Source organism: Paradesulfitobacterium aromaticivorans, from assembly GCF_054657415.1.
This window is the reverse complement of sequence record NZ_BAAHYT010000010.1, coordinates 992,291-1,010,676: the sequence shown is the minus strand read 5'-3', so window position 1 is coordinate 1,010,676 and position 18,386 is coordinate 992,291. Positions and strand designations below refer to the sequence as shown.

Sequence of the window (18,386 nt, the reverse complement as noted above, 5' to 3'; positions counted from 1 at the left end):
GATGACAAAGGAGTATGCTGTAAGCGAAAAGGATAAGAATGAGGTTCGGATCGGGACTCAGGTGAAGACTCAGAAAGAGACTCAGTCGAAAACTCGGATGAAGACTCCGGTAGAGGATCCGAGGGAGATTCCCGAGTCAGGGTCTAAATTAGCGAAATTCCAAGAGTATATAGATCATCATGGGAACAGACAGGTTCAGGTAACAGAGAGTAATCCTGACGAAATCCACCTGACAATCCCCAAAGAGGAGATAGCCGAGTTGGGAGCGAAACTCTGTCACGAGCTGGGATTTGAGTTGATTCAGCTTCTCGGAAGTGATGAACGGCAAATCCAGGGGCAATTTGCTCTTTATTATGTATTTGCTCAGTACCAGAAAGGGTATGTGGCCGTGTTGAAAACCGAAGTGGCAGAGGGAGAGCCATTTTTTCCTTCCTTGACTCCATTGGTGCCTGCGGCGCATTGGTATGAGCGGGAAATCAGGGATTTGTTCGGGTTGGAGCCTAAAGGGCATCCGGAAATCCGCCGCCTGGCTGTGCATAAAGATTGGCCTAAAGGGCTGTTTCCTTTGCGCAAGGACTTTATGCTAAAGTCTGAAGTGCCGCGCTCAGACGGCAAGTTTACTTTCAGCAGGGTGGAAGGGGAAGGAGTAATGCAAATCCCGGTCGGGCCGATCCATGCCGGGATTATCGAGCCTGGGCATTTCCGCTTCAGCGCCGTGGGGGAAAATGTGCTCAATCTGGAGGCTAGGTTTTTCTATACCCACCGGGGCATGGAGAAGGTAGCGGAAGGTAAAACCCCGCGCCAGGGAGTGTTAGTGGCCGAGCGCATGTGCGGTGCCTGTTCCTTCGCGCATGCTACCGCCTATTGCCTGGCGCTTGAGAAACTGTCCGGGACTGTTATATCCAAGCGGGCTGAGTTTATCCGTACGATCGGCCTCGAGCTGGAACGTCTGTATAATCATATTGGAGATGTGGGGAATATCTGCGCCGGTTTAGGTTTTGCCTTTGGCACGATGTACGGGGCCAGGCTGAAAGAGGAGCTGCAGCACCTGAACGAAACGGTCTTTGGCAGCCGTTTTTTGCGGGGGATTAACGCTCCCGGCGGTGTTCGACGTGATATCAGCGATCAGAACCGGGAACTTATCCTGGGGACTCTAGCCCGGGTAGAGAGAGAATTTCGGGAGTTGACGGAGATTCTCCTGACCACGGAATCTTATCTCGATCGGGTTCAGGGCACCGGGATTTTACGGCATGAGATAGCCCGCGATCTGCACGCGGTTGGCCCGGCAGCCAGAGCCGCGGGGATTGCGCGGGATACGCGGCGCGATCTGCCGCATTTGGCCTATGGGAGCCTGGACTTTGAGGTTCCAGTGTACACGGAAGGGGACGTGCTGGCCCGGGTCAAAGTGCGTATGGATGAGACCTTTCAGTCAATAGGTATGGTCAGGCAGGCTTTGGCGAGCATGCCAGCCGGGGAACTGCGCTCGCCTTTGGGAGAGATCGCCCCTTACAGTCATGCCGTTGGGATCACGGAATCAGCGCGCGGTGAGAATGTGCACTTTGTGATGGCTGGCGGGGATGGGACGATTTTTCGGCATATGGTGCGTTCTGCTTCCTACTGCAACTGGCCGGTGGTACCTTCTACCATACCAGGCAATATCGTGCCGGATTTTCCGCTGATTAATAAAAGCTTCGAACTATGTTACTCGTGTTTGGATCGCTAAGGAGGCTAGACTAAGTGCTCAGGCTATTTAAAAAGAGCCTTAAAACTGGAATCGTTACAACTTCTTACCCACAGCAGCCCGATTTCCCGGCGGAAGGTTTTCGGGGCTTGCCTACATGGGCTCAGGAGAGGTGTCAAAGGTGTGGCAACTGTGCCGAGGTCTGTCCCAGCGGAGCCATTGCCCTGAAGCAAGGAACTGTCGGTTCTCCGAATTCTTCTTGGTATTGGGCGCTTGATCCCAAGCGCTGCCTTTTTTGCGGATATTGCGCCGAGGATTGCCCGAACGGAGCGCTAACCCTGAGTACAGAGTTCGAACTGGCGGAAAGCGCACAGAGCGCAGGAAGAATTGACGAAAGCGCAGCGAATTCGGGAAGTTTGGGGAGTGTAGGAAGTGTAGGTGGTACAGGCAGTGAGTCTGGGGATATTACCAGAATCTTTGGCCGTTCTGTGCACATCCGGCACCTTGATGCGGGCTCATGCAATGGCTGTGAATGGGAAATGACCACGCTTACCGGTCCGGTCTACGATGTACAGCGCCTGGGCTTTGATTTTGTAGCTTCACCTCGCCATGCGGATGTCCTGATGGTAACAGGCCCGGTGACCAGAAATTTAGAGATCGCCGCTTTAAAGACGTATAAGGCCGTACCGGCCCCTAAGTTGGTGGTAGCGGTGGGAACTTGTGCCTGCAGCGGCGGCATCTGCGGGAAAAGTTATACCAGTGCCGGCGGGGTCAATCATATTCTGCATGTCGATGTCTATATTCCCGGCTGCCCGCCCCGGCCCCAGGCTTTGATTCAAGGTCTGCTTAAGGCAGTGGGCCGTTCGAACAAGCCTTAATCACAAAATCCAAATAGACACGAGAAATAGACACGAGAAATAGACACGAGAACCGTCCCCGCGTCCTCGGGACTCGCTAAATGTAGGGAAACTGGCGAGGGATCTCAAATAAAATAGGGAGAAGGGCTTGCTTTCGTACAAAGAATCGTTATAATACTTTAACAGATATACCTTATGAAGTATGTTATGTAAACATTGATTATACGAGGAGGTAGGAAGATGAGCAATTCCTCAGTTGAGACACGGGAATTTCAGACGGAAATCCGGCAGTTGCTGGACATAGTCATTAACTCTCTCTACACCGAACGCGAAATATTTCTGCGCGAGCTGATTTCGAATGCTGCTGATGCCATGGAAAAGGTAAGGTACCTGCAGCTTAGCGGGCAAGAGATTAAAGACAAGGATTTGCCTTTAGAAATTTCGCTCGAAACTGACGAAAATTCTCACACCTTGGCCATCATAGATTCCGGGATAGGGATGACCAAGGAGGAACTGGTGGAAAACCTGGGCACGATTGCCCACTCCGGCTCTAAAGAGTTTATTAAACTCTTAGCTCAAGGGGATAAAAAAGATTTGAACTTAATCGGGCAATTCGGGGTTGGGTTCTATGCGGCCTTTATGGCTGCGGATAAAGTAGTGCTTTATACCCGTTCTTATCAGCCTGACGCCCAAAGCTATGTCTGGACTTCAGAAGGAACAGGGAGCTACCAGATCGAGGAAGGGCCAGAGCTGGCACGCGGCACCAAGATCGTCCTGCACTTGAAAGAGAACGCTTATGAGTTCAGCACCCCGGACACGATCAAGCGCGTGATCCGGCAGTATTCCAGCTTCGTGCCTTACCCGATTAAGGTTAACGGGGAAAAAGTCAACACCGTTCAAGCCCTTTGGACTAAAAATAAAAGCGAGATTACGGACGAGGAGTACACAGAGTTTTACAAGTTTATTGCCAATGCGTATGATGAACCACTTTTCCGCCTGCATTTTTCATCGGACGCACCGCTTTCCCTTAATGCTCTCTTATTTGTACCGCAAGAGAACTTCGAGAAGTTCGGCCTCGGTCGCATGGAACCGGGAGTGAGTGTTTATTGTAAAAAAGTCCTGATTCAGGAGCAGTCCAAGGACATCCTGCCCGAGTGGATGCGGTTCGCCAAAGGGGTAGTGGACAGTGAGGAACTTCCGCTGAACATTTCACGAGAAACCATGCAGGACAGTGCTCTGATTGCTAAAATAAATAAAGTTGTAACTGGCCGCTTTCTTAAATTCTTAAATGAACAGTCTACCTCTGAACCGGAAAAATACAAGGCGTTTTGGGATAAATTTGGGACGTTTATTAAGGAAGGGGCTGCTACGGACTTTACGCACAAACAGGAACTAGTAAAGCTTCTGCGTTTTGAGTCATCTGCTGCGGACAAGGGCCATTTGATCTCCCTTTCTGAGTATGTTGGCCGCATGAAAGAAGGCCAGCAGTCTGTCTATTATGTCAACGGACCGACCAGGGAGGCTATCGAAGCAGGCCCTTATCTTGAGGTTTTCCGCAAGCAGGACTTCGAAGTGATCTATACGCACGAACCGGTCGATGATTATATCCTAAGCATGGTGGGAGAATTCGAGGGTAAGAAATTGGTGTCAGCAGACCAAGCCGACCTGGATCTGGCCCAGGGGTCAGAAACAGCTGGTGCGGGTTTACCTGCAGAGGAAGTTGAGGCTTTAAGTGCCTGGGTGAAAGAGGTGTTAGGGGAGCAAGTGACAGAAGTTAAAGAGTCGAAACGCCTGGTGGACAGCCCGGCCATCGCTTTAAGCGCATATGGGACATACAGCATGCAGCGCGTAATGCAGATGACGAACAGAGACCTTAATGCTCCATCTCCCAGTGTGTTGGAGCTAAATACTGCGCATCCCATTATTCAAAAGCTAAATGAATTGCGCAAACTGGATGACCCGTTTGCCAGAACCGCAACCGAACAAATTTTTGAAAACGCGCGCATAGCGGCAGGGTTAATCGTCGACCCGCGCGAGATGGTGAAGCGACTTAATGAGATTCTGGAGAAGGCCCTAGGTTAGTTTTTGGTGAACAAATCAATGAGTAATACCTAATCAGTTCGAAAAAGGAGGAGATCCCTCCTTTTTCTTTTGAAGCTACAACTTTCTAAATAAGTTAGGAAGTTGTAGCTTTTTACAACTCTCATAGAACTCCGGGTGCATATTTTCAATTTATCTGGAACTTTAGTCGTGGAAAACTATGCAAAAACTCTGACTTTATGAAAATTCATACTAAAAAAGCTATATTTAATATTACTTCTTTGTTTATTTTAAGTTTTTTCTTTACAAGCAGGTGTATAATTAAAGAAACCTAATAGTTTTGGGCATTTTAAGTCCGCAAGCTTCAGTTTTGGTTAAAGAATTATCACTAACTTGGAGGAGATAACGATGGATATTTTTGAAGCATTAATGCTTTTGTGTTTTGGGGCGGCTTGGCCTTTTTCAATTTACCGGTCGTACAAATCAGGCTCGACCGAAGGCAAGAGCCCGCTCTTTTTGATTGTGGTGATTGTAGGGTATACCGCCGGGATTTTGCACAAAGTTCTGTATAACTATGATTTTGTGCTCTATTTGTACTTCATTAACATCGCCATGGTTACTGTTGATTTAATGCTTTACGTGCGCAACAGCCAAATGTTCAAGCCGTTTAAGGCTTCGGCAATACGGGTCTTGAATTATTCTGCTGGGTCAAGGGTACATCAGTAGCTTCAAAAAGATTTTACATTAGACGGAATGTATCGTAGACAAGATAAAGGAAAAAAAGAGCCAGCAAGATTTCAGTTCACTCTTGCTGGCTCTTATTATTTCCTAACCCTGATTATTATTTTCTCAATAACTTACTTTGCGACCTGAAGGTGCTTACCAACCGAGACCTTTACCAGATCCCCATTATGCAAAGAAAAAGCATTTCCTTCATCAGTGTCAATGTGCATAAATAATGCTGACTGAGGGCTAACCCGCACCAGGACATTGTTAAAAACGCCGCCGCGTGGGCCCGGGATTTCTACGGACACATGTGCTCCGTCTTTCAGGCCGAACTTCAAGCCTTCTTTAGGAGTCATGTGGATATGCCGGGCAGCAATAATTATTCCGCATTCAAGCTCAAGCTTGCCATTGGGGCCAACAACCTGCAGGCCGGGCGTACCCATCAAATCGCCGGAATCCCGTACAGGCGGCCTGACCCCTAATTTGAAGGTGTCAGTTGCTGCCAGCTCTATTTGCGAAGCAGACCTGGCCGGGCCGAGCACACGCACACCAACGATTGACCCTTTCGGGCCGACAAGGGTAACGGTTTCGGTACAGGCAAATTGGCCGGGCTGGCTTAGTTCCTTGTGTGGAGTAAGCTGATAGTCGGGGCCAAATAAAGCTTCGATATGCTCCTGGGACAAATGGATGTGACGGTTAGATATTTCCACAGGAACTTGCAAAATAGCCATTCCAATCAACCTCCTGTTTGGTAAAAACCTGCCACTGCTTTTTGCACCCTCATTATACACCTTGATTCCCAAAAACCGCCGTGTCTGAATTATTCTCCTAGTGGAACTTTTTGATTTGGTTATAGGGGTAAAGAAAAAAATAATGGGATTAGAGGTTGTTTATGGCAGGATTCTTAAAGCTGACCATGAATATTATCTAGTACTACATAAATAAGAAGCATAATTAATTTTAATACAGGGGGTGAACTATTAGATTGTGAATGTAATATCTTTATCAATATTAGCCTAAAAAAGAGAAGGGAGTTAAAAGCATGGTTGCAAAACGGAAAGCGTTAACAATCTTCCTGGTTACAGTCCTGTTGATCACGCTGATTTTCCCGGCAACAGTTCTGGCTGACACGAAACGAATCGGTGGGTATGACCGTTTTCTGACTGCAGTTCAGGTAGCCAAGTCAGGCTGGGCCAACGGGGCAGATAACGTAGTCTTAGTTAATGGCTACGCTGCCAACGATGCCGCCGCCGCTGGACCACTGGCCTATAAGCTGAATGCGCCTATCCTACTCACAGATGCAGCGGCAGTGCCGGAAACCACCGCGAAAGCGCTCAAAGACTTCAAGACTAAAAATGTTTACCTTATCGGAGGCACCGGGGTTATCTCCGCTCAATCCGAGACCGAATTAAAGAAAAGCTATAATGTTACGCGCTATGACGGTGACAACTTCTACGCAACCGCAGCCAATATAGCTGCCGCTTTAGGCAAAACAGATAAAGCAGTTATCGTGTCCGGCTATGCAGATGCCCTGCCGGCCACGAGTTGGGCTGCAGCCAACAATGCCCCAATTCTTTATGCAGAGAAGGATTCCTTGCCTCAGGTTACGCAAGATGCTTTGACTCAAGCTGGAGTCAAAAGCACAGTTGTCCTTGGAGGAGAAGCGGTTATCGGAGCTGGGGTATATGCGAAACTGCCAAGCCCGCAACGTTTCTTCGGTGTTGACCGCTTTGAGACCGCTGCCAAAGCTGCCGCCGGGCTTCAGCCAAACGCGGAAACAATCTTTGTGGCAACCGGTCTGGATTTCGTTGATGCCATGGTAGGTGCCAATCTGGCAGCCAAGAACAACGCTCCTCTTTTGTACCTTGACCAACAGGTGCCAGCAGCTATCACAACGTATCTTAACTCTGTCAAAGGGAAAGTTAAAAACATCTCCATCATTGGCGGAACCGGAATCATCACCTATGACCAGAAAACTGTACTATTAAATCTGACTTCAGAGCAAGACAGCAACAAGGTGTTCACTGATGCGGCAGCTGCTTATTTCAGGAACATGGGCTCAGACAGTTATAAAATTGCGGAAGCAGTACTGCGCGATGCTCTTGCTAAAAACCCTGAGAAATATCTAGTGGTCGATATTCGACGCAAGGATGCTTATGACAAAGGGCACATTCCGGGAGCAATCAACGTAGCTTTTGGAGTCGACATCGCCAAAAATTTGGAGAAAATCCGCAATGCTGCCAAAGATAAAACAGTGGTTGTAGCCTGCTACACCGGGCAAACCGCAGGGCAAACTGATTCTCTCCTGAATCTGGCCGGGATTAAGACTGTTTCGTTAAATTTCGGCATGGGCAAAGACGGCTTTGAAAAAGGCTGGTTAGCGGAGAATGCCAAAGACCCGAGTTTTAAGTTGTCGACAGATCCGGTGGCTATGCCTGACGCTGTGACCGTAGCAAGCCCCAATGCTGTACTTGATGATGCGGTTAAAGAGTACCTTGAAAATATGACTGCAGATTCTTATAAGATCGGTAATCCGGAACTGAAAGCCGCGCTGGCCGCTAACCCGGAAAAATATTTTGTGCTCGACGTACGCCAACCTGACGTATTCACTAAGAGCCACATCAAAGGGGCAGTCAATGTTCCTTTTGGAGCTAAGATCGCGGACAATCTGAGCATGATTAAGGAAAAAGCCAAAGGCAAGATAACAGTTGTTTATTGCTACACCGGGCAAACAGCCGGCCAGGTTGATTCCCTCTTAAACATTATCGGAGTTAACGCCAAGAGCCTTGACTTCGGTTTTGGCATGGACACCTTTAAGCATGGATGGAGCGCGGATCCGGCCAATGAAGTTGTGGAAGGATACAGTGACGCTGTAGCCGCCTATTTCCAAAACATGCCCACTGACAGCTACAAGATTGCCGAAGCCGTACTCAGAGACGGATTGGCCAAGAACCCTGACCAATATGTGGTGCTTGATATCCGCAAGAAAGATGCCTATGACAAGGGACATATTCCGGGGGCGATTAATGTCGCTTTCGGCGCGGACATCGCCACTAACCTCGACAAGATCAGGGCCGTGGCCAAGGGCAAGACCCTCGTAGTAGCCTGTTATACCGGCCAGACAGCCGGGCAGACAGATTCCCTGCTAAACTTGGCCGGAATTACAACCCGTTCCCTAAATTTCGGGATGGGGAAAGACGGCTTTGAAAAAGGGTGGCTAGCAGAAGCCGCCAAAGACCCGAGCTACAAACTTTCCACTCAGGCGGTTGCTATGCCCGATGCTCCGGCTGTAGCCAGTCCCAACAAGACTATGGATGACGCGGTGAAAAATTACTTCACTAACATGCCGGCGGATGTGTATAAGATTAGTAATCCTGATCTGAAAGCTGCCCTGGCGGCCAATCCTGAGAAGTACTTCGTGGTCGATGTGCGCCAAGCCGATGTCTATGCTATAGGGCATATTAAAGGAGCCATTAATGTTCCGTATGGCCCGAAAATTGCGGAAAACCTGAGTATGCTCAAGGAAAAAGCCCAAGGCAAGATCATGGTGGTTTACTGCTATACCGGCCAAACCGCCGGGCAAGTGGATTCACTCATGAACATCCTCGGCATTACTTGTAAGAGCCTCGACTTCGGCTTTGGCATGGAAACCTTCAAACACGGTTGGAGCGCCGATTCAAGTTATGAGATTGTAAAGTGATCGCCCACAATGGAAACTAGTTTCAATTGAATAAACGCTCTAATAGCCTCTGGCCGCTCGGCCGGGGGCTATTTTCTGGAGTTTGATAGTGGAAGAATTTGGCCTTGAGGGGTATAATAATATCAATACTTAAAGCCTATGTTATATAGTGTGAGTAGGAGGTTAACGTTGCTACGATGAAGAATGTAACCATTTTTACGACCCAGACCTGACCGTATTGTACGATGGCGAAAGAGTTTCTTTCCCAGCATAATATTTATTTCATAGAAAGGGATATTAATAGAGACGATGCTGCCCGGGTGGAACTGCAGAAAAGAGGGATTAGCGGAGTGCCCACTTTTATGATCGGGGATGAACTCGTAGTGGGGTTTGACCGGGCTAAACTTTTGCAACTGATAGACCACCGCTTAATCCTCTGCGAAAAGTGTTCCCAAAAGATGCGCGTGCCTGTGAATATGGGCAGAATTAAAGTGACTTGTCCCAAATGTACGCATGAGTTTACGGTGGCTACTTAGTGCCCCCTGAAAAGGGAACGCTGTACGACTTTTTCAGGGCAATCTAATAAAAGAACAGGAGGGAAAGTAATGAAGGATCTGCTGAAAAAAGGATTGGCTCTTGGGCTTGGGGTAGCGGTTGCGAGCAAGGAGCAGATTGAGAAGGTTGTCGATGACTTGGTCAAAAAAGGAGAAGTTTCGGCGTCCGAATCCAAGGAACTGGTAAATGAGCTTATCGTCAAGGGGGAAGAAGGTCAAAAAGAACTGCAGCGAGTGATCCGGGAACAGTTTAACAAGCTCCTGACTGAACTGAACATCCCCACCAAAGAGGAAATTAAACGCCTGGAAGAGCGTTTAGCGAAGCTGGAAGGGAAAGACAGCTGATACATGCTGGGTAAACGCATTCGCCATCTTGGGCGCTACCGCGATGTGGCCGCTGTCTTAGTCAGGCATGGTTTTGGCTTGGTGGTGGAGGAACTGGGGCTTTCGCAGCTGCTTTCTCTACCCATACGCTTATTCCGGGAGCGGGAGGAGCCTGACCCTAAATCAGTAGGGGAACGGGTGCGCAGAGTTATCGAAGAATTAGGGCCCACTTTCATTAAGATAGGGCAGATAGCCAGTACGCGACCGGATGTGATTCCGGCAGGGGTTATTAAGGAACTGGAGCATCTGCAGGACAGAGTGCCCCCTTTCTCTTTTGTGGAAGTTAAAACTATTATCAAGGAAGAATTAGGTGCGGACATAGGTGAGATCTTTCTTGAGTTTGAAGAGTCTCCTCTGGCGGCGGCTTCGATTGGACAAGTACACCGGGCAGTCCTACTCAGTGGGGAGGAAGTGGCGGTTAAAGTCCAGAGACCGCAGATCAGCGGTGTGATCCAGACAGATTTGGAAATACTCCTGGACTTGGCGGCCCTGGCTGAGCACCGGTTAAGCTGGGCTGAGCAGTACAAAGTGACCGAGATGGCTGGGGAGTTTGCCCGTTCCCTGCGCGCCGAACTAGACTATACCATCGAAGGCAGAAACGCGGAAAAGATTTCTCGGCAGGTTGCTGATGATCCCAGGATACATATCCCGCAAATTTTCTGGGAGCATACCACTAAGAAAGTCTTAATTATGGAGTATGTTGAGGGGCTAAAGCTCAGCCGTCTTGAAGAATTGGAGGAGCAGGGGTATAACCGCAAGGGTATTGCGGAAACCTTGGCCAAGACGATTTTACAGCAAATCTTAATTGAGGGTTTTTTCCATGCTGATCCCCATCCGGGAAATATTTTAGTGCTGCCGGGCGGGGTCATAGCCTTAATTGATTTTGGTATGGTTGGCAGACTTTCACCCGATATGAAACAGCACTTTGCCTCGCTCGTGATTGCCCTCATGAGGCAGAAGACAGAGGACATGATCAGGGCTATTTTGCAAATGGGCCTGGTTCCGGACGATGTCAAGCTTCCGCTCCTGCGCAAGGATGTTGACGATTTACGGGAGAAATATTTAGGAGTGCCTTTGAGCCAGATTCATTTGGGGGAGGCGGTGAATGAACTGTTCGCAGTAGCTTTTCGCCATCGTATTTTGATTCCCGCAGATTTGACGCTTTTGGGTAAAGCTATTCTTACTTTAGAAGGAATTGTAGCCAAGCTCGACCCGGAGCTGAGCATACTTGACATCGCTAAGCCTTTTGGGCTTAAACTTTTGCGTGAGCGTTATCGGCCTGTGAATGTGCTTAACAAGGCCTGGGCCAATATTAATGATTACGGGGAAATTCTCTTAGAGTTGCCGCAACAGATGAAAGACCTCCTGCGCACAATGCTGCGAGGACGAACGCGTCTGGAGATAAGTGTGCGGGAGCTTGATAGCTTTCTGAGAAAGCTGGACCGGATCGGCAATCAGCTTTCCTTTAGTATTGTCTTGCTCTCCTTCAGCATTGTCATGTCTGGACTTATCATTGCCTCCTCGTTAGGAAATAAGCCGGTGATCTTCTGGAAAATCCCAGCGATGGAAGCAGGGTTCGTGGTGGCAGCCCTTATGTTTTTATGGCTCTTGTTTTCAATCTTTCGTTCCGGCAGGTTTTAACATAACTTGCAAGGAGCAACCTGGCTTTACTTGGAATATTATGGTATAAAACTATGGGCAGCTTCAGCGTCTTAAGGGCCTAGCAGTCGTGGGCTGAAAAGGGTGATAGAGCATTGGCCGTTACCAGAGTAGGAGATTCAGGTTGAGCGTAACGGAGTGAGGGAGTAGAGTGAGTGAACAGTTAGGGTTTAATCCTTATTATTCCCCGGGCAGGCGCTATCCTGGGAATCATACCTATGTTTTACCTCAGTCTCAGGCTGGTACAGGCAGTCCTTCCGGCAAATCCCTGCTGCTGGGGCCTGTTCTTCTGGGCACGGGAATTTCCCTTGTTATCGCAGGGGATGGCAGGGAAGTGGAGGCTGATGCGAAAGGGGTTATGCTTGCCATTAACCTTTATTCTGTGTTTGCGGCTGCGGCCCTGGGTGCTTATATCCTGCTCGAGATTGTTGATCATGATTCCAAACCTACGGACGGCTTAATTCCGATCGGTCTTGCCTTTAATCTTTGTATGTTATACTTTGCTTCAGTGTACGATATGGTTTATACTCTATTTCCACAGTCTTTTACCGGTAAGATAGGGGAAACGTCGTTGGAAAAGTTTTTTTCTTTCGTATATTTTAGTATCATGACCTTTGCCACGGCCGGCTCCGGGGATATTGTTCCAGAAACAATTGGGACGCGGATGCTTGTGAGTATGGAAGTGCTGTTTTTTATCTTCATAGCCACGTTGGGAGTTTCTTTCTTTGTACAGGCAGCGCATAAAAAATAGCCCGCTCGCAAGGCTCAAGGGCTAGGTGTTTGCGTGCAAAAAGCAATAATGACAGGGGAGGAATTTATGGACACTTTTGTGCGCAAGGTACTGGTAACAATCGGCATCATTGCCGGGGTAATTCTCTTACCTCTGGCTTTTTACTACCTATTCCCGCATTTTCTGCCATTCATTGCGGCTTATCTCTTAGCCTTAATCGTGGAGCCGGTAATTCAGTGGCTGATGAGACAGTTTACAGTTAAACGCTTTGCCGCTGTTAACATTACCTATTTTTCTTTTCTGGGTTCAATATTTTTATTGGGGTATTTTGTAGTTACGAAGTTTACGGCTGAGATACTGGATTTTATTAAGCACTTGCAGCGAAATTTCCCGGAAATTCAGGCCTGGTTTTTCGGGATGTACAACAGTGTCCAAAAATCCTTCCTGCTTGTGCCGCCGGAAATAGCTGAACAAACCAACCAGGCTCTGGCAAAGCTGGGAAATGAGCTTACCAACACGAATTTTATTGGGCTAGTAGGCAGTCATGCTTATAACATAACAACCTTGATCCCGAATCTTTTTATTCTCCTCATCTTAATTGCGGTCTCCCTTTACTTAATCAGCCTAAATCTTGAACACATCAAAAGAAGCTTTTTCGGAGTTTTCAAAGACCGTTCGCGCCATAAGTTAGAACTTGTGTTTAAAGATTTGCGCAAAGCGACGATAGGGTTTCTGGAGAGCCAGGTAATTTTAAGCTCTATAACTTATATCATAAGTTCCATAGGCTTAATGATCCTCGGAGTCCGGTATGCCCTGGCGATCGCCCTTGTAGTAGTATTAGTTGATATCTTGCCGATCCTGGGCACAGGGACAGTGTTTATTCCCTGGGCTATCTATGCTTTGAGCAAGGGAAACACTTTCCTGGGAGTGGGGCTCATCATTCTTTTTATTGTGATTAATGTTGTCCGCCGAATCATTGAACCCAAGATTCTGGGCGAGCGCATCGGGCTTAGCCCCTTATCGACTTTAATCAGTATCTGGGTAGGGTTTAAAGTTCTGGGGATAGCGGGGGTATTCCTAGGGCCGCTCGTGATTATTCTGTATCGGAGCTTGGTGAGAGCGGGAGTAATTCGCTTTCGGGTGCGGATATAAAACCCCATTAACGACCCCATTAGAGGATGTTGCGCAGAGTCAGGGATTCTGTATCCGCAATATGATCGAACAGTTTCTTTAAGACGGCAAGTTCAGCCAGGGATAAGGAAGAACCTTTTGTTTCTATGTATTTAGAGAGCCGTTCTAAAGACAGGTCAATATTATCGATCTCCTGGTGATGTAAAAGAATAGACCACCAGTATTTGGTCTTTTCCCAGCTATCTGTGGTTAATTTAAGTTGTTCGGTTGCTGTATTCCAGTCTGAAGACTTTAGAGAGAGCTCAACCTTTGAGATTTCGCTTACCATATTCTGAGCGGAACGATCGATGAATTTGTAGGAACCGATAGCAAATCCGCCCAGTACAAAAGATATTATCAGGATTACTGCTACTGTGCGCAAATTTTTCACCTCGCGATAACAATTTTAACGATTCAAAGCATGGCAAATGCGAACGGTTCATATACGATGCGGCGCTGGAAATCCCGTTCATGTCTATGATGCCTGGTCTTTGCCCTGAACATAGAGCTGACCTGATGAATCGAGGCTTGCCAGCAAAACATCCTCAATCTTGCTTAACTGAAATTTTTTGATTTCCGTTTCCAGCCAAACCCTGTCGACCCGAGCCTTCATCAAATTATCAATATTTAGCTTACCGTCCATCACTAAAGTAAAGGGTAAACCTTCATATTTCGTTTCGAGCTTAAAGTCTTCGGGAATGGCAGGACGCTTCTGAGATTTAAGGATTATGCTCAATTCCCCGTTGGTTTCAAGAATGGCATATTCTACGTCTGCAATGTTAGGAACGTTTTTAATTCGCAGTTGTTCCAATAAGTCGCTTAAGGTATACCGCATTCTGTGTAATTCGGATTCTAAGATTTTCCCTTTGTCAATTATTACCGTAGGGTTGCCATTTAAGACAGACCGGGCTTTCTCGCTTTTTAAGTTAATGTAAGAAAGGGTTAATTCTGCCAGCAACAGAACGATTATGGGGATGGCACCGCTTAAGAGCGGAATTCCGGCATTTTCGCTCGGGACTGAGGCTAATTCGGAAATCATGATAACCACTACTAATTCAAAAGGCTGTAATTGTCCGATTTGACGTTTGCCAAGTACACGCAGGACTAAAACTACCAGACTGTAAAGGATGAGCGTCCGGACGATGGCGATTAACATTTGACGTTTTCCTTTCTTGAATAAGATTAATTTTCCCTGAGTTATAATTTCCCCTGAGTTAAGGATGTTATTACGCTTTCTAAAATTTTTGTGGCCAAACGAATTTGAAGCAGAGTCGGGTGGAATGAATTGGGCAAAAAAGAGGTTGAAGCAAGTGCTTCAACCTCTTTTTTGCCCTGATCTCTTTTACTTTGTAATCAGCTCCAACGCAACTGGGATACTCGCGTCAACTTTCTCCCCTTTAGCCACTTTTAGTGCTGTCTCTACCGCGGTTTTACCAATCAGATCGGGTTTCTGTGCGACTGTGGCCGCCATTTTTCCGTCTTTAACGGATTTTTGAGCGTCATCCGTAGCATCAAAACCTACCACCAGGATGTTGTTCTTGCCCGCTGCTTGAATGGCACTGAGAGCTCCTAAGGCCATTTCATCGTTGTGTGCGAATACAGCTTGGATGTCTTTATTTCCTTGAAGGATATTTTCCATGACCTTTAATCCTTTAGCACGATCGAAATCCGCGGGTTGGGAAGCTACGACTTTCACTCCGTCTTTGCCATCCACGATATTATGGAAACCTTTACCCCGATCACGTGCTGCCGACGTTCCCGCAATCCCTTGCAACTCTACGATGTTTCCTTTATTGCCCAGAGCTTTTAGGATATATTCAGCAGCCATGCTGCCACCTTTTACGTTATCGGATGCGATATGAGAAACCACTTTGCCCCCATTGGAAGCCCGGTCAACCGTGATGACCGGAATGTTGGCTTTGTTAGCCGATTCCACAGCCGTAACGACCGCAGCACTGTCAGTTGGATTAATAAGAATCACACTGACTTTTTTCTGAATCAAGTCTTCAATATCGCTGATTTGCTTTGCTGTATTATCGCGAGCATCCAAGACCAGCAGATCGGCACCAGCGTCTTTAGCTGCTTTTTCAGCTCCGTCCTTAAGGGTTACAAAGAATGGATTATTCAAAGTTGAGATCGAAAAACCAATCGTTACTTTACCCGTAGTTTTAGGCGTTTCTTTGTTTTCTAAGTTGGATTGGGTCGTTCCGCACCCAATGAGAGCAATGGCCATGAGGACTACGAGCATCATCATCCATACGTTATATTTTCTTTTCATTTTTCTTCTCCTTTCTTATGGTAGCACTAGCTACCAGGCATCCATTCCGATGAACCAGCAAAATTATAAGAGTCAATTACCGTGATTGAGCCTTCGCACCCTCCTCTTCTAAGAGAATCTATATACCCACAACCGAATGAAACCGTTAATCCATTCAGTCGGAGATACCGCAGATTTACCCGTTCTGCTCAGGAATTGATTATTTCCCTTTCGACCGATCCAGTAAGACCGCCAGCAGAATGACACCGCCTTTTACAACCTGTTGGTAGAAGGATGAGACATTTAAAAGATTTAATCCATTATCTAGAATACCAATGATCATGGCCCCAACTAAGGTTCCTGCAATCCAACCTTTACCTCCCGAAAGGCTCGTGCCCCCTAATACTACAGCCGCAATCGCATCGAGCTCATAAGACGTCCCTGCCGTTGGTTGAGCGGAATTCAGGCGCGAAGTCAGAATAATCCCGCTCAAAGAAGCGAGCAAACCGCTAATACTATAAACTAGGATTTTGACTTGATTCGTATTAATCCCGGAAAGTCGCGTCGCTTCTTCATTTCCTCCCAAGGCAAAAACGTGGCGTCCAAAGGATGTGAATTTCAAAACAACATAAAGCGCCCCAAAGGCCACCAGCATCCAAATCACGGGCATCGGGATTTGGAAAAGATACCCCCGCCCAATTATTCCAAAAGTTTCCGGAAGTCCGGTAATCGGTTTTCCTTCCGTATAAACCAAGGTTAATCCACGGAAAATCGTCATCGTTGCGAGAGTGGCAATAAAAGGTGCGACTTTTCCTCGAGCAATTACTACCCCATTCACTGTTCCCATCAAAGTACCAGACAACAATCCTACCCCCAAAGCGAACCAGGAATTTGTTCCCGTGGCCATCATACCTGCAGCTAATGCGCTCGAAAGCGCAATAATAGAACCCACAGACAGGTCGATCCCTCCCGTTAGAATAACAAACGTCATCCCAAAGGCAATCAAGGCATTGATGGAAACCTGACGGAGCACGTTAAAAATATTGCCGACGGTCAGAAAGTCTGAACTGATAATCGATAAGATGAAGATGATAAGAATCAAACCCGCAAGAGGTCCCATGCGCTGCAAAATTCCGCTTTCCCCCCGCTCTTTATCCATGACTTTTTCCCCCTGTCGCAGCAACCATAATATTTTCCTGTGTGGCATTTTCACGCAGGAACTCCCCGGTTATTCGTCCTTCATGCATGACCAGTACTCGATCGCTCATCCCAAGCACCTCTGGAAGTTCTGAGGAAATCATGACGATGCCAACCCCTTCTTGAACAAGTTGATTCATTAAATCATAGATTTCTCGTTTCGCTCCAATATCCACACCCCGTGTCGGCTCATCCAGGATTAAGACTTTAGGCCGAGTCGCCAGCCACTTACCTATCACGACTTTCTGCTGATTTCCTCCACTTAAGGAACTCACCCGCTGCCCTGAATGATGGGCTTTAACTTTGAGCTTCTGAATACTATCGCCTACAAAATCTTGTTCCAGCCGATGGCTGACAAACCCAAAGTGCGACAGTGAGCGTAAATTGGGCAGAGCTAAATTTCCTCGGACCGAGAGTTGGAGGACAAGACCTTCCCCTTTCCGGTCCTCCGTAATCAGTGCTATCCCTGCATTAATTGCTTCGATTGGAGTTTTAATCGTCACAGGTTTGCCATCAATGAATATCTTTCCTTTATACGCCCCTGCTCCAAACAGAACTTTGGCCAATTCCGTCCGACCGGCTCCCATTAAACCTGCAATTCCCAGGATTTCTCCCGCACGCACACTGAAGTTGATATCGTGAAGTTTTCCTTCTTGAGCTAGCCCTTCCACACGGAGACGCTCTTCACCGATTTCCGTTTCTACCTTGGGGAAGCGTTCTTTGATCTCCCGGCCAACCATCATCTGCACTAACTCATCCATCGTTGTGACTTTCGTATCCCGCGTGCCTATATAACACCCATCCCGCAGCACAGTAATCCGCTCACTGATCTGGAAGATTTCGTCCATGCGATGGGAAATATATATCATCCCCACCCCTTGGGCTTTCAACGCCGCAATGACCTGAAAGAGTTTCTCGATTTCTCGTTTGGTCAAAGCGGCCGTTGGCTCGTCGAGGATCAGAAGTTTTGCATGCATGGAGAGTGCTTTGGCGATTTCTATCATTTGCTGTTGTCCGACGGAAAGTTCCCCCACCAGAATATCAGGGTTCAAATCCATCCCGAGTTGCTGTAAATATTTCTTCGCTTCTGCACGCATTCGGCTCCAGTTCACGAATCCCGTCCGACCCCATTTAAACTCACGTCCTAAAAACATGTTTTCCATGATGGATAGATCCGGAATCATGTTGAGTTCCTGATGAATGATCGCAATTCCTAAACCTTGAGCAATTTTAGGCGAAGAAACGGTGTACTCTGTTCCGTGAATATGGATAGAGCCTGCATCCTTACTATATATTCCAGAAAGGATTTTCATCAGGGTTGATTTACCCGCACCATTCTCTCCCATCAGGGCATGGACTTCCCCTTGGCGAAGCGAAAATTGGACGTGCTCCAACACCTTTACACCACTGAAACTTTTGCTGATTCCTTCCATCGTCAAGAGATCCGCCATA

General features: G+C 47.4%; 16 protein-coding genes. 10 read left to right on the top strand and 6 right to left on the bottom strand.

Annotated features, from left to right (window positions below; genetic code table 11):
• Nucleotide 1: 1 nt before the first annotated feature.
• The 4 genes from ACYQ2N_RS10620 to ACYQ2N_RS10605 all read left to right on the top strand — a co-directional run bounded on the left by ACYQ2N_RS10620 (nucleotide 2) and on the right by ACYQ2N_RS10605 (nucleotide 5,304).
• Nucleotides 2-1,723: an NADH-quinone oxidoreductase subunit D-related protein gene (locus ACYQ2N_RS10620; RefSeq protein WP_459999210.1), complete on the top strand. Its 1,722-nt coding sequence runs from the start codon at nucleotides 2-4 to the stop codon at nucleotides 1,721-1,723.
• Between the two features lie 14 nt (nucleotides 1,724-1,737).
• Nucleotides 1,738-2,559 carry an NADH-quinone oxidoreductase subunit B family protein gene (locus tag ACYQ2N_RS10615; RefSeq protein WP_459999209.1) on the top strand — a complete coding sequence of 274 codons (822 nt, stop codon included), beginning with the start codon at nucleotides 1,738-1,740 and terminating at the stop codon, nucleotides 2,557-2,559.
• Nucleotides 2,560-2,778: 219 nt separating this feature from the next.
• Entirely contained in the window at nucleotides 2,779-4,620 is a 1,842-nt protein-coding gene (gene htpG / locus ACYQ2N_RS10610; RefSeq protein WP_459999208.1) for a molecular chaperone HtpG, read from the top strand.
• Between the two features lie 366 nt (nucleotides 4,621-4,986).
• A complete protein-coding gene (locus ACYQ2N_RS10605; protein ID WP_459999207.1) occupies nucleotides 4,987-5,304 on the top strand; it encodes a hypothetical protein in 318 nt (105 codons plus the stop codon).
• Nucleotides 5,305-5,435: 131 nt separating this feature from the next.
• On the opposite strand, the gene ACYQ2N_RS10600 is transcribed toward ACYQ2N_RS10605, so the two are convergent.
• Nucleotides 5,436-6,035: a phosphate propanoyltransferase gene (locus tag ACYQ2N_RS10600; protein WP_459999206.1), complete on the bottom strand. Its 600-nt coding sequence runs from the start codon at nucleotides 6,033-6,035 to the stop codon at nucleotides 5,436-5,438.
• A gap of 311 nt (nucleotides 6,036-6,346) precedes the next feature.
• Between ACYQ2N_RS10600 and ACYQ2N_RS10595 the strand changes: the two genes are divergently transcribed.
• From ACYQ2N_RS10595 to ytvI, 6 genes are all read left to right on the top strand, one after another.
• Entirely contained in the window at nucleotides 6,347-9,004 is a 2,658-nt protein-coding gene (locus tag ACYQ2N_RS10595; protein WP_459999205.1) for a rhodanese-like domain-containing protein, read from the top strand.
• Between the two features lie 176 nt (nucleotides 9,005-9,180).
• On the top strand, nucleotides 9,181-9,519 hold the full coding sequence (locus ACYQ2N_RS10590) for a glutaredoxin family protein (protein ID WP_459999204.1): 339 nt from the start codon (nucleotides 9,181-9,183) through the stop codon (nucleotides 9,517-9,519).
• A 69-nt stretch (nucleotides 9,520-9,588) separates the two neighbouring features.
• A complete protein-coding gene (locus ACYQ2N_RS10585) occupies nucleotides 9,589-9,882 on the top strand; it encodes a phasin family protein (RefSeq protein ID WP_459999203.1) in 294 nt (97 codons plus the stop codon).
• 3 nt (nucleotides 9,883-9,885) lie between these two features.
• Complete coding sequence (locus ACYQ2N_RS10580) at nucleotides 9,886-11,562, top strand: ABC1 kinase family protein (protein WP_459999202.1); 1,677 nt, start codon at nucleotides 9,886-9,888, stop codon at nucleotides 11,560-11,562.
• Between the two features lie 169 nt (nucleotides 11,563-11,731).
• Nucleotides 11,732-12,331 carry a potassium channel family protein gene (locus tag ACYQ2N_RS10575; protein WP_459999201.1) on the top strand — a complete coding sequence of 200 codons (600 nt, stop codon included), beginning with the start codon at nucleotides 11,732-11,734 and terminating at the stop codon, nucleotides 12,329-12,331.
• 66 nt (nucleotides 12,332-12,397) lie between these two features.
• On the top strand, nucleotides 12,398-13,462 hold the full coding sequence (gene ytvI, locus ACYQ2N_RS10570) for a sporulation integral membrane protein YtvI (RefSeq protein ID WP_459999200.1): 1,065 nt from the start codon (nucleotides 12,398-12,400) through the stop codon (nucleotides 13,460-13,462).
• Nucleotides 13,463-13,481: 19 nt separating this feature from the next.
• Here ytvI and ACYQ2N_RS10565 read toward each other — a convergent pair whose 3' ends face one another.
• The 5 genes from ACYQ2N_RS10565 to ACYQ2N_RS10545 form a co-directional block, all read right to left on the bottom strand.
• Nucleotides 13,482-13,862, bottom strand: a complete 381-nt coding sequence (locus ACYQ2N_RS10565; RefSeq protein ID WP_459999199.1) for a DUF4363 family protein — start codon at nucleotides 13,860-13,862, stop codon at nucleotides 13,482-13,484.
• Nucleotides 13,863-13,955: 93 nt separating this feature from the next.
• The gene (locus ACYQ2N_RS10560) at nucleotides 13,956-14,636 is read right to left on the bottom strand and encodes a DUF421 domain-containing protein (protein ID WP_459999198.1); all 681 of its coding nucleotides are present in this window, start codon (nucleotides 14,634-14,636) and stop codon (nucleotides 13,956-13,958) included.
• A gap of 186 nt (nucleotides 14,637-14,822) precedes the next feature.
• The gene (rbsB, locus tag ACYQ2N_RS10555) at nucleotides 14,823-15,758 is read right to left on the bottom strand and encodes a ribose ABC transporter substrate-binding protein RbsB (protein ID WP_459999197.1); all 936 of its coding nucleotides are present in this window, start codon (nucleotides 15,756-15,758) and stop codon (nucleotides 14,823-14,825) included.
• 199 nt (nucleotides 15,759-15,957) lie between these two features.
• Entirely contained in the window at nucleotides 15,958-16,896 is a 939-nt protein-coding gene (locus ACYQ2N_RS10550; protein WP_459999196.1) for an ABC transporter permease subunit, read from the bottom strand.
• Complete coding sequence (locus ACYQ2N_RS10545; protein WP_459999195.1) at nucleotides 16,889-18,385, bottom strand: sugar ABC transporter ATP-binding protein; 1,497 nt, start codon at nucleotides 18,383-18,385, stop codon at nucleotides 16,889-16,891. The genes ACYQ2N_RS10550 and ACYQ2N_RS10545 overlap by 8 nt, the downstream gene beginning before the upstream one ends.
• Nucleotide 18,386: the final 1 nt, after the last annotated feature.

What these genes read in the sequence shown, in the direction of transcription:
- ACYQ2N_RS10620 (WP_459999210.1), top strand. Translation starts at nt 2, where the DNA reads ATGACAAAGGAGTATGCTGTAAGCGAAAAGGATAAGAATGAGGTTCGG.
- htpG (WP_459999208.1), top strand. Translation starts at nt 2,779, where the DNA reads ATGAGCAATTCCTCAGTTGAGACACGGGAATTTCAGACGGAAATCCGG.
- ACYQ2N_RS10605 (WP_459999207.1), top strand. Translation starts at nt 4,987, where the DNA reads ATGGATATTTTTGAAGCATTAATGCTTTTGTGTTTTGGGGCGGCTTGG.
- ACYQ2N_RS10600 (WP_459999206.1), bottom strand. Translation starts at nt 6,035, where the DNA reads ATGGCTATTTTGCAAGTTCCTGTGGAAATATCTAACCGTCACATCCAT.
- ACYQ2N_RS10595 (WP_459999205.1), top strand. Translation starts at nt 6,347, where the DNA reads ATGGTTGCAAAACGGAAAGCGTTAACAATCTTCCTGGTTACAGTCCTG.
- ACYQ2N_RS10585 (WP_459999203.1), top strand. Translation starts at nt 9,589, where the DNA reads ATGAAGGATCTGCTGAAAAAAGGATTGGCTCTTGGGCTTGGGGTAGCG.
- ACYQ2N_RS10580 (WP_459999202.1), top strand. Translation starts at nt 9,886, where the DNA reads ATGCTGGGTAAACGCATTCGCCATCTTGGGCGCTACCGCGATGTGGCC.
- ytvI (WP_459999200.1), top strand. Translation starts at nt 12,398, where the DNA reads ATGGACACTTTTGTGCGCAAGGTACTGGTAACAATCGGCATCATTGCC.
- ACYQ2N_RS10560 (WP_459999198.1), bottom strand. Translation starts at nt 14,636, where the DNA reads ATGTTAATCGCCATCGTCCGGACGCTCATCCTTTACAGTCTGGTAGTT.
- rbsB (WP_459999197.1), bottom strand. Translation starts at nt 15,758, where the DNA reads ATGAAAAGAAAATATAACGTATGGATGATGATGCTCGTAGTCCTCATG.
- ACYQ2N_RS10550 (WP_459999196.1), bottom strand. Translation starts at nt 16,896, where the DNA reads ATGGATAAAGAGCGGGGGGAAAGCGGAATTTTGCAGCGCATGGGACCT.
- ACYQ2N_RS10545 (WP_459999195.1), bottom strand. Translation starts at nt 18,385, where the DNA reads ATGGCGGATCTCTTGACGATGGAAGGAATCAGCAAAAGTTTCAGTGGT.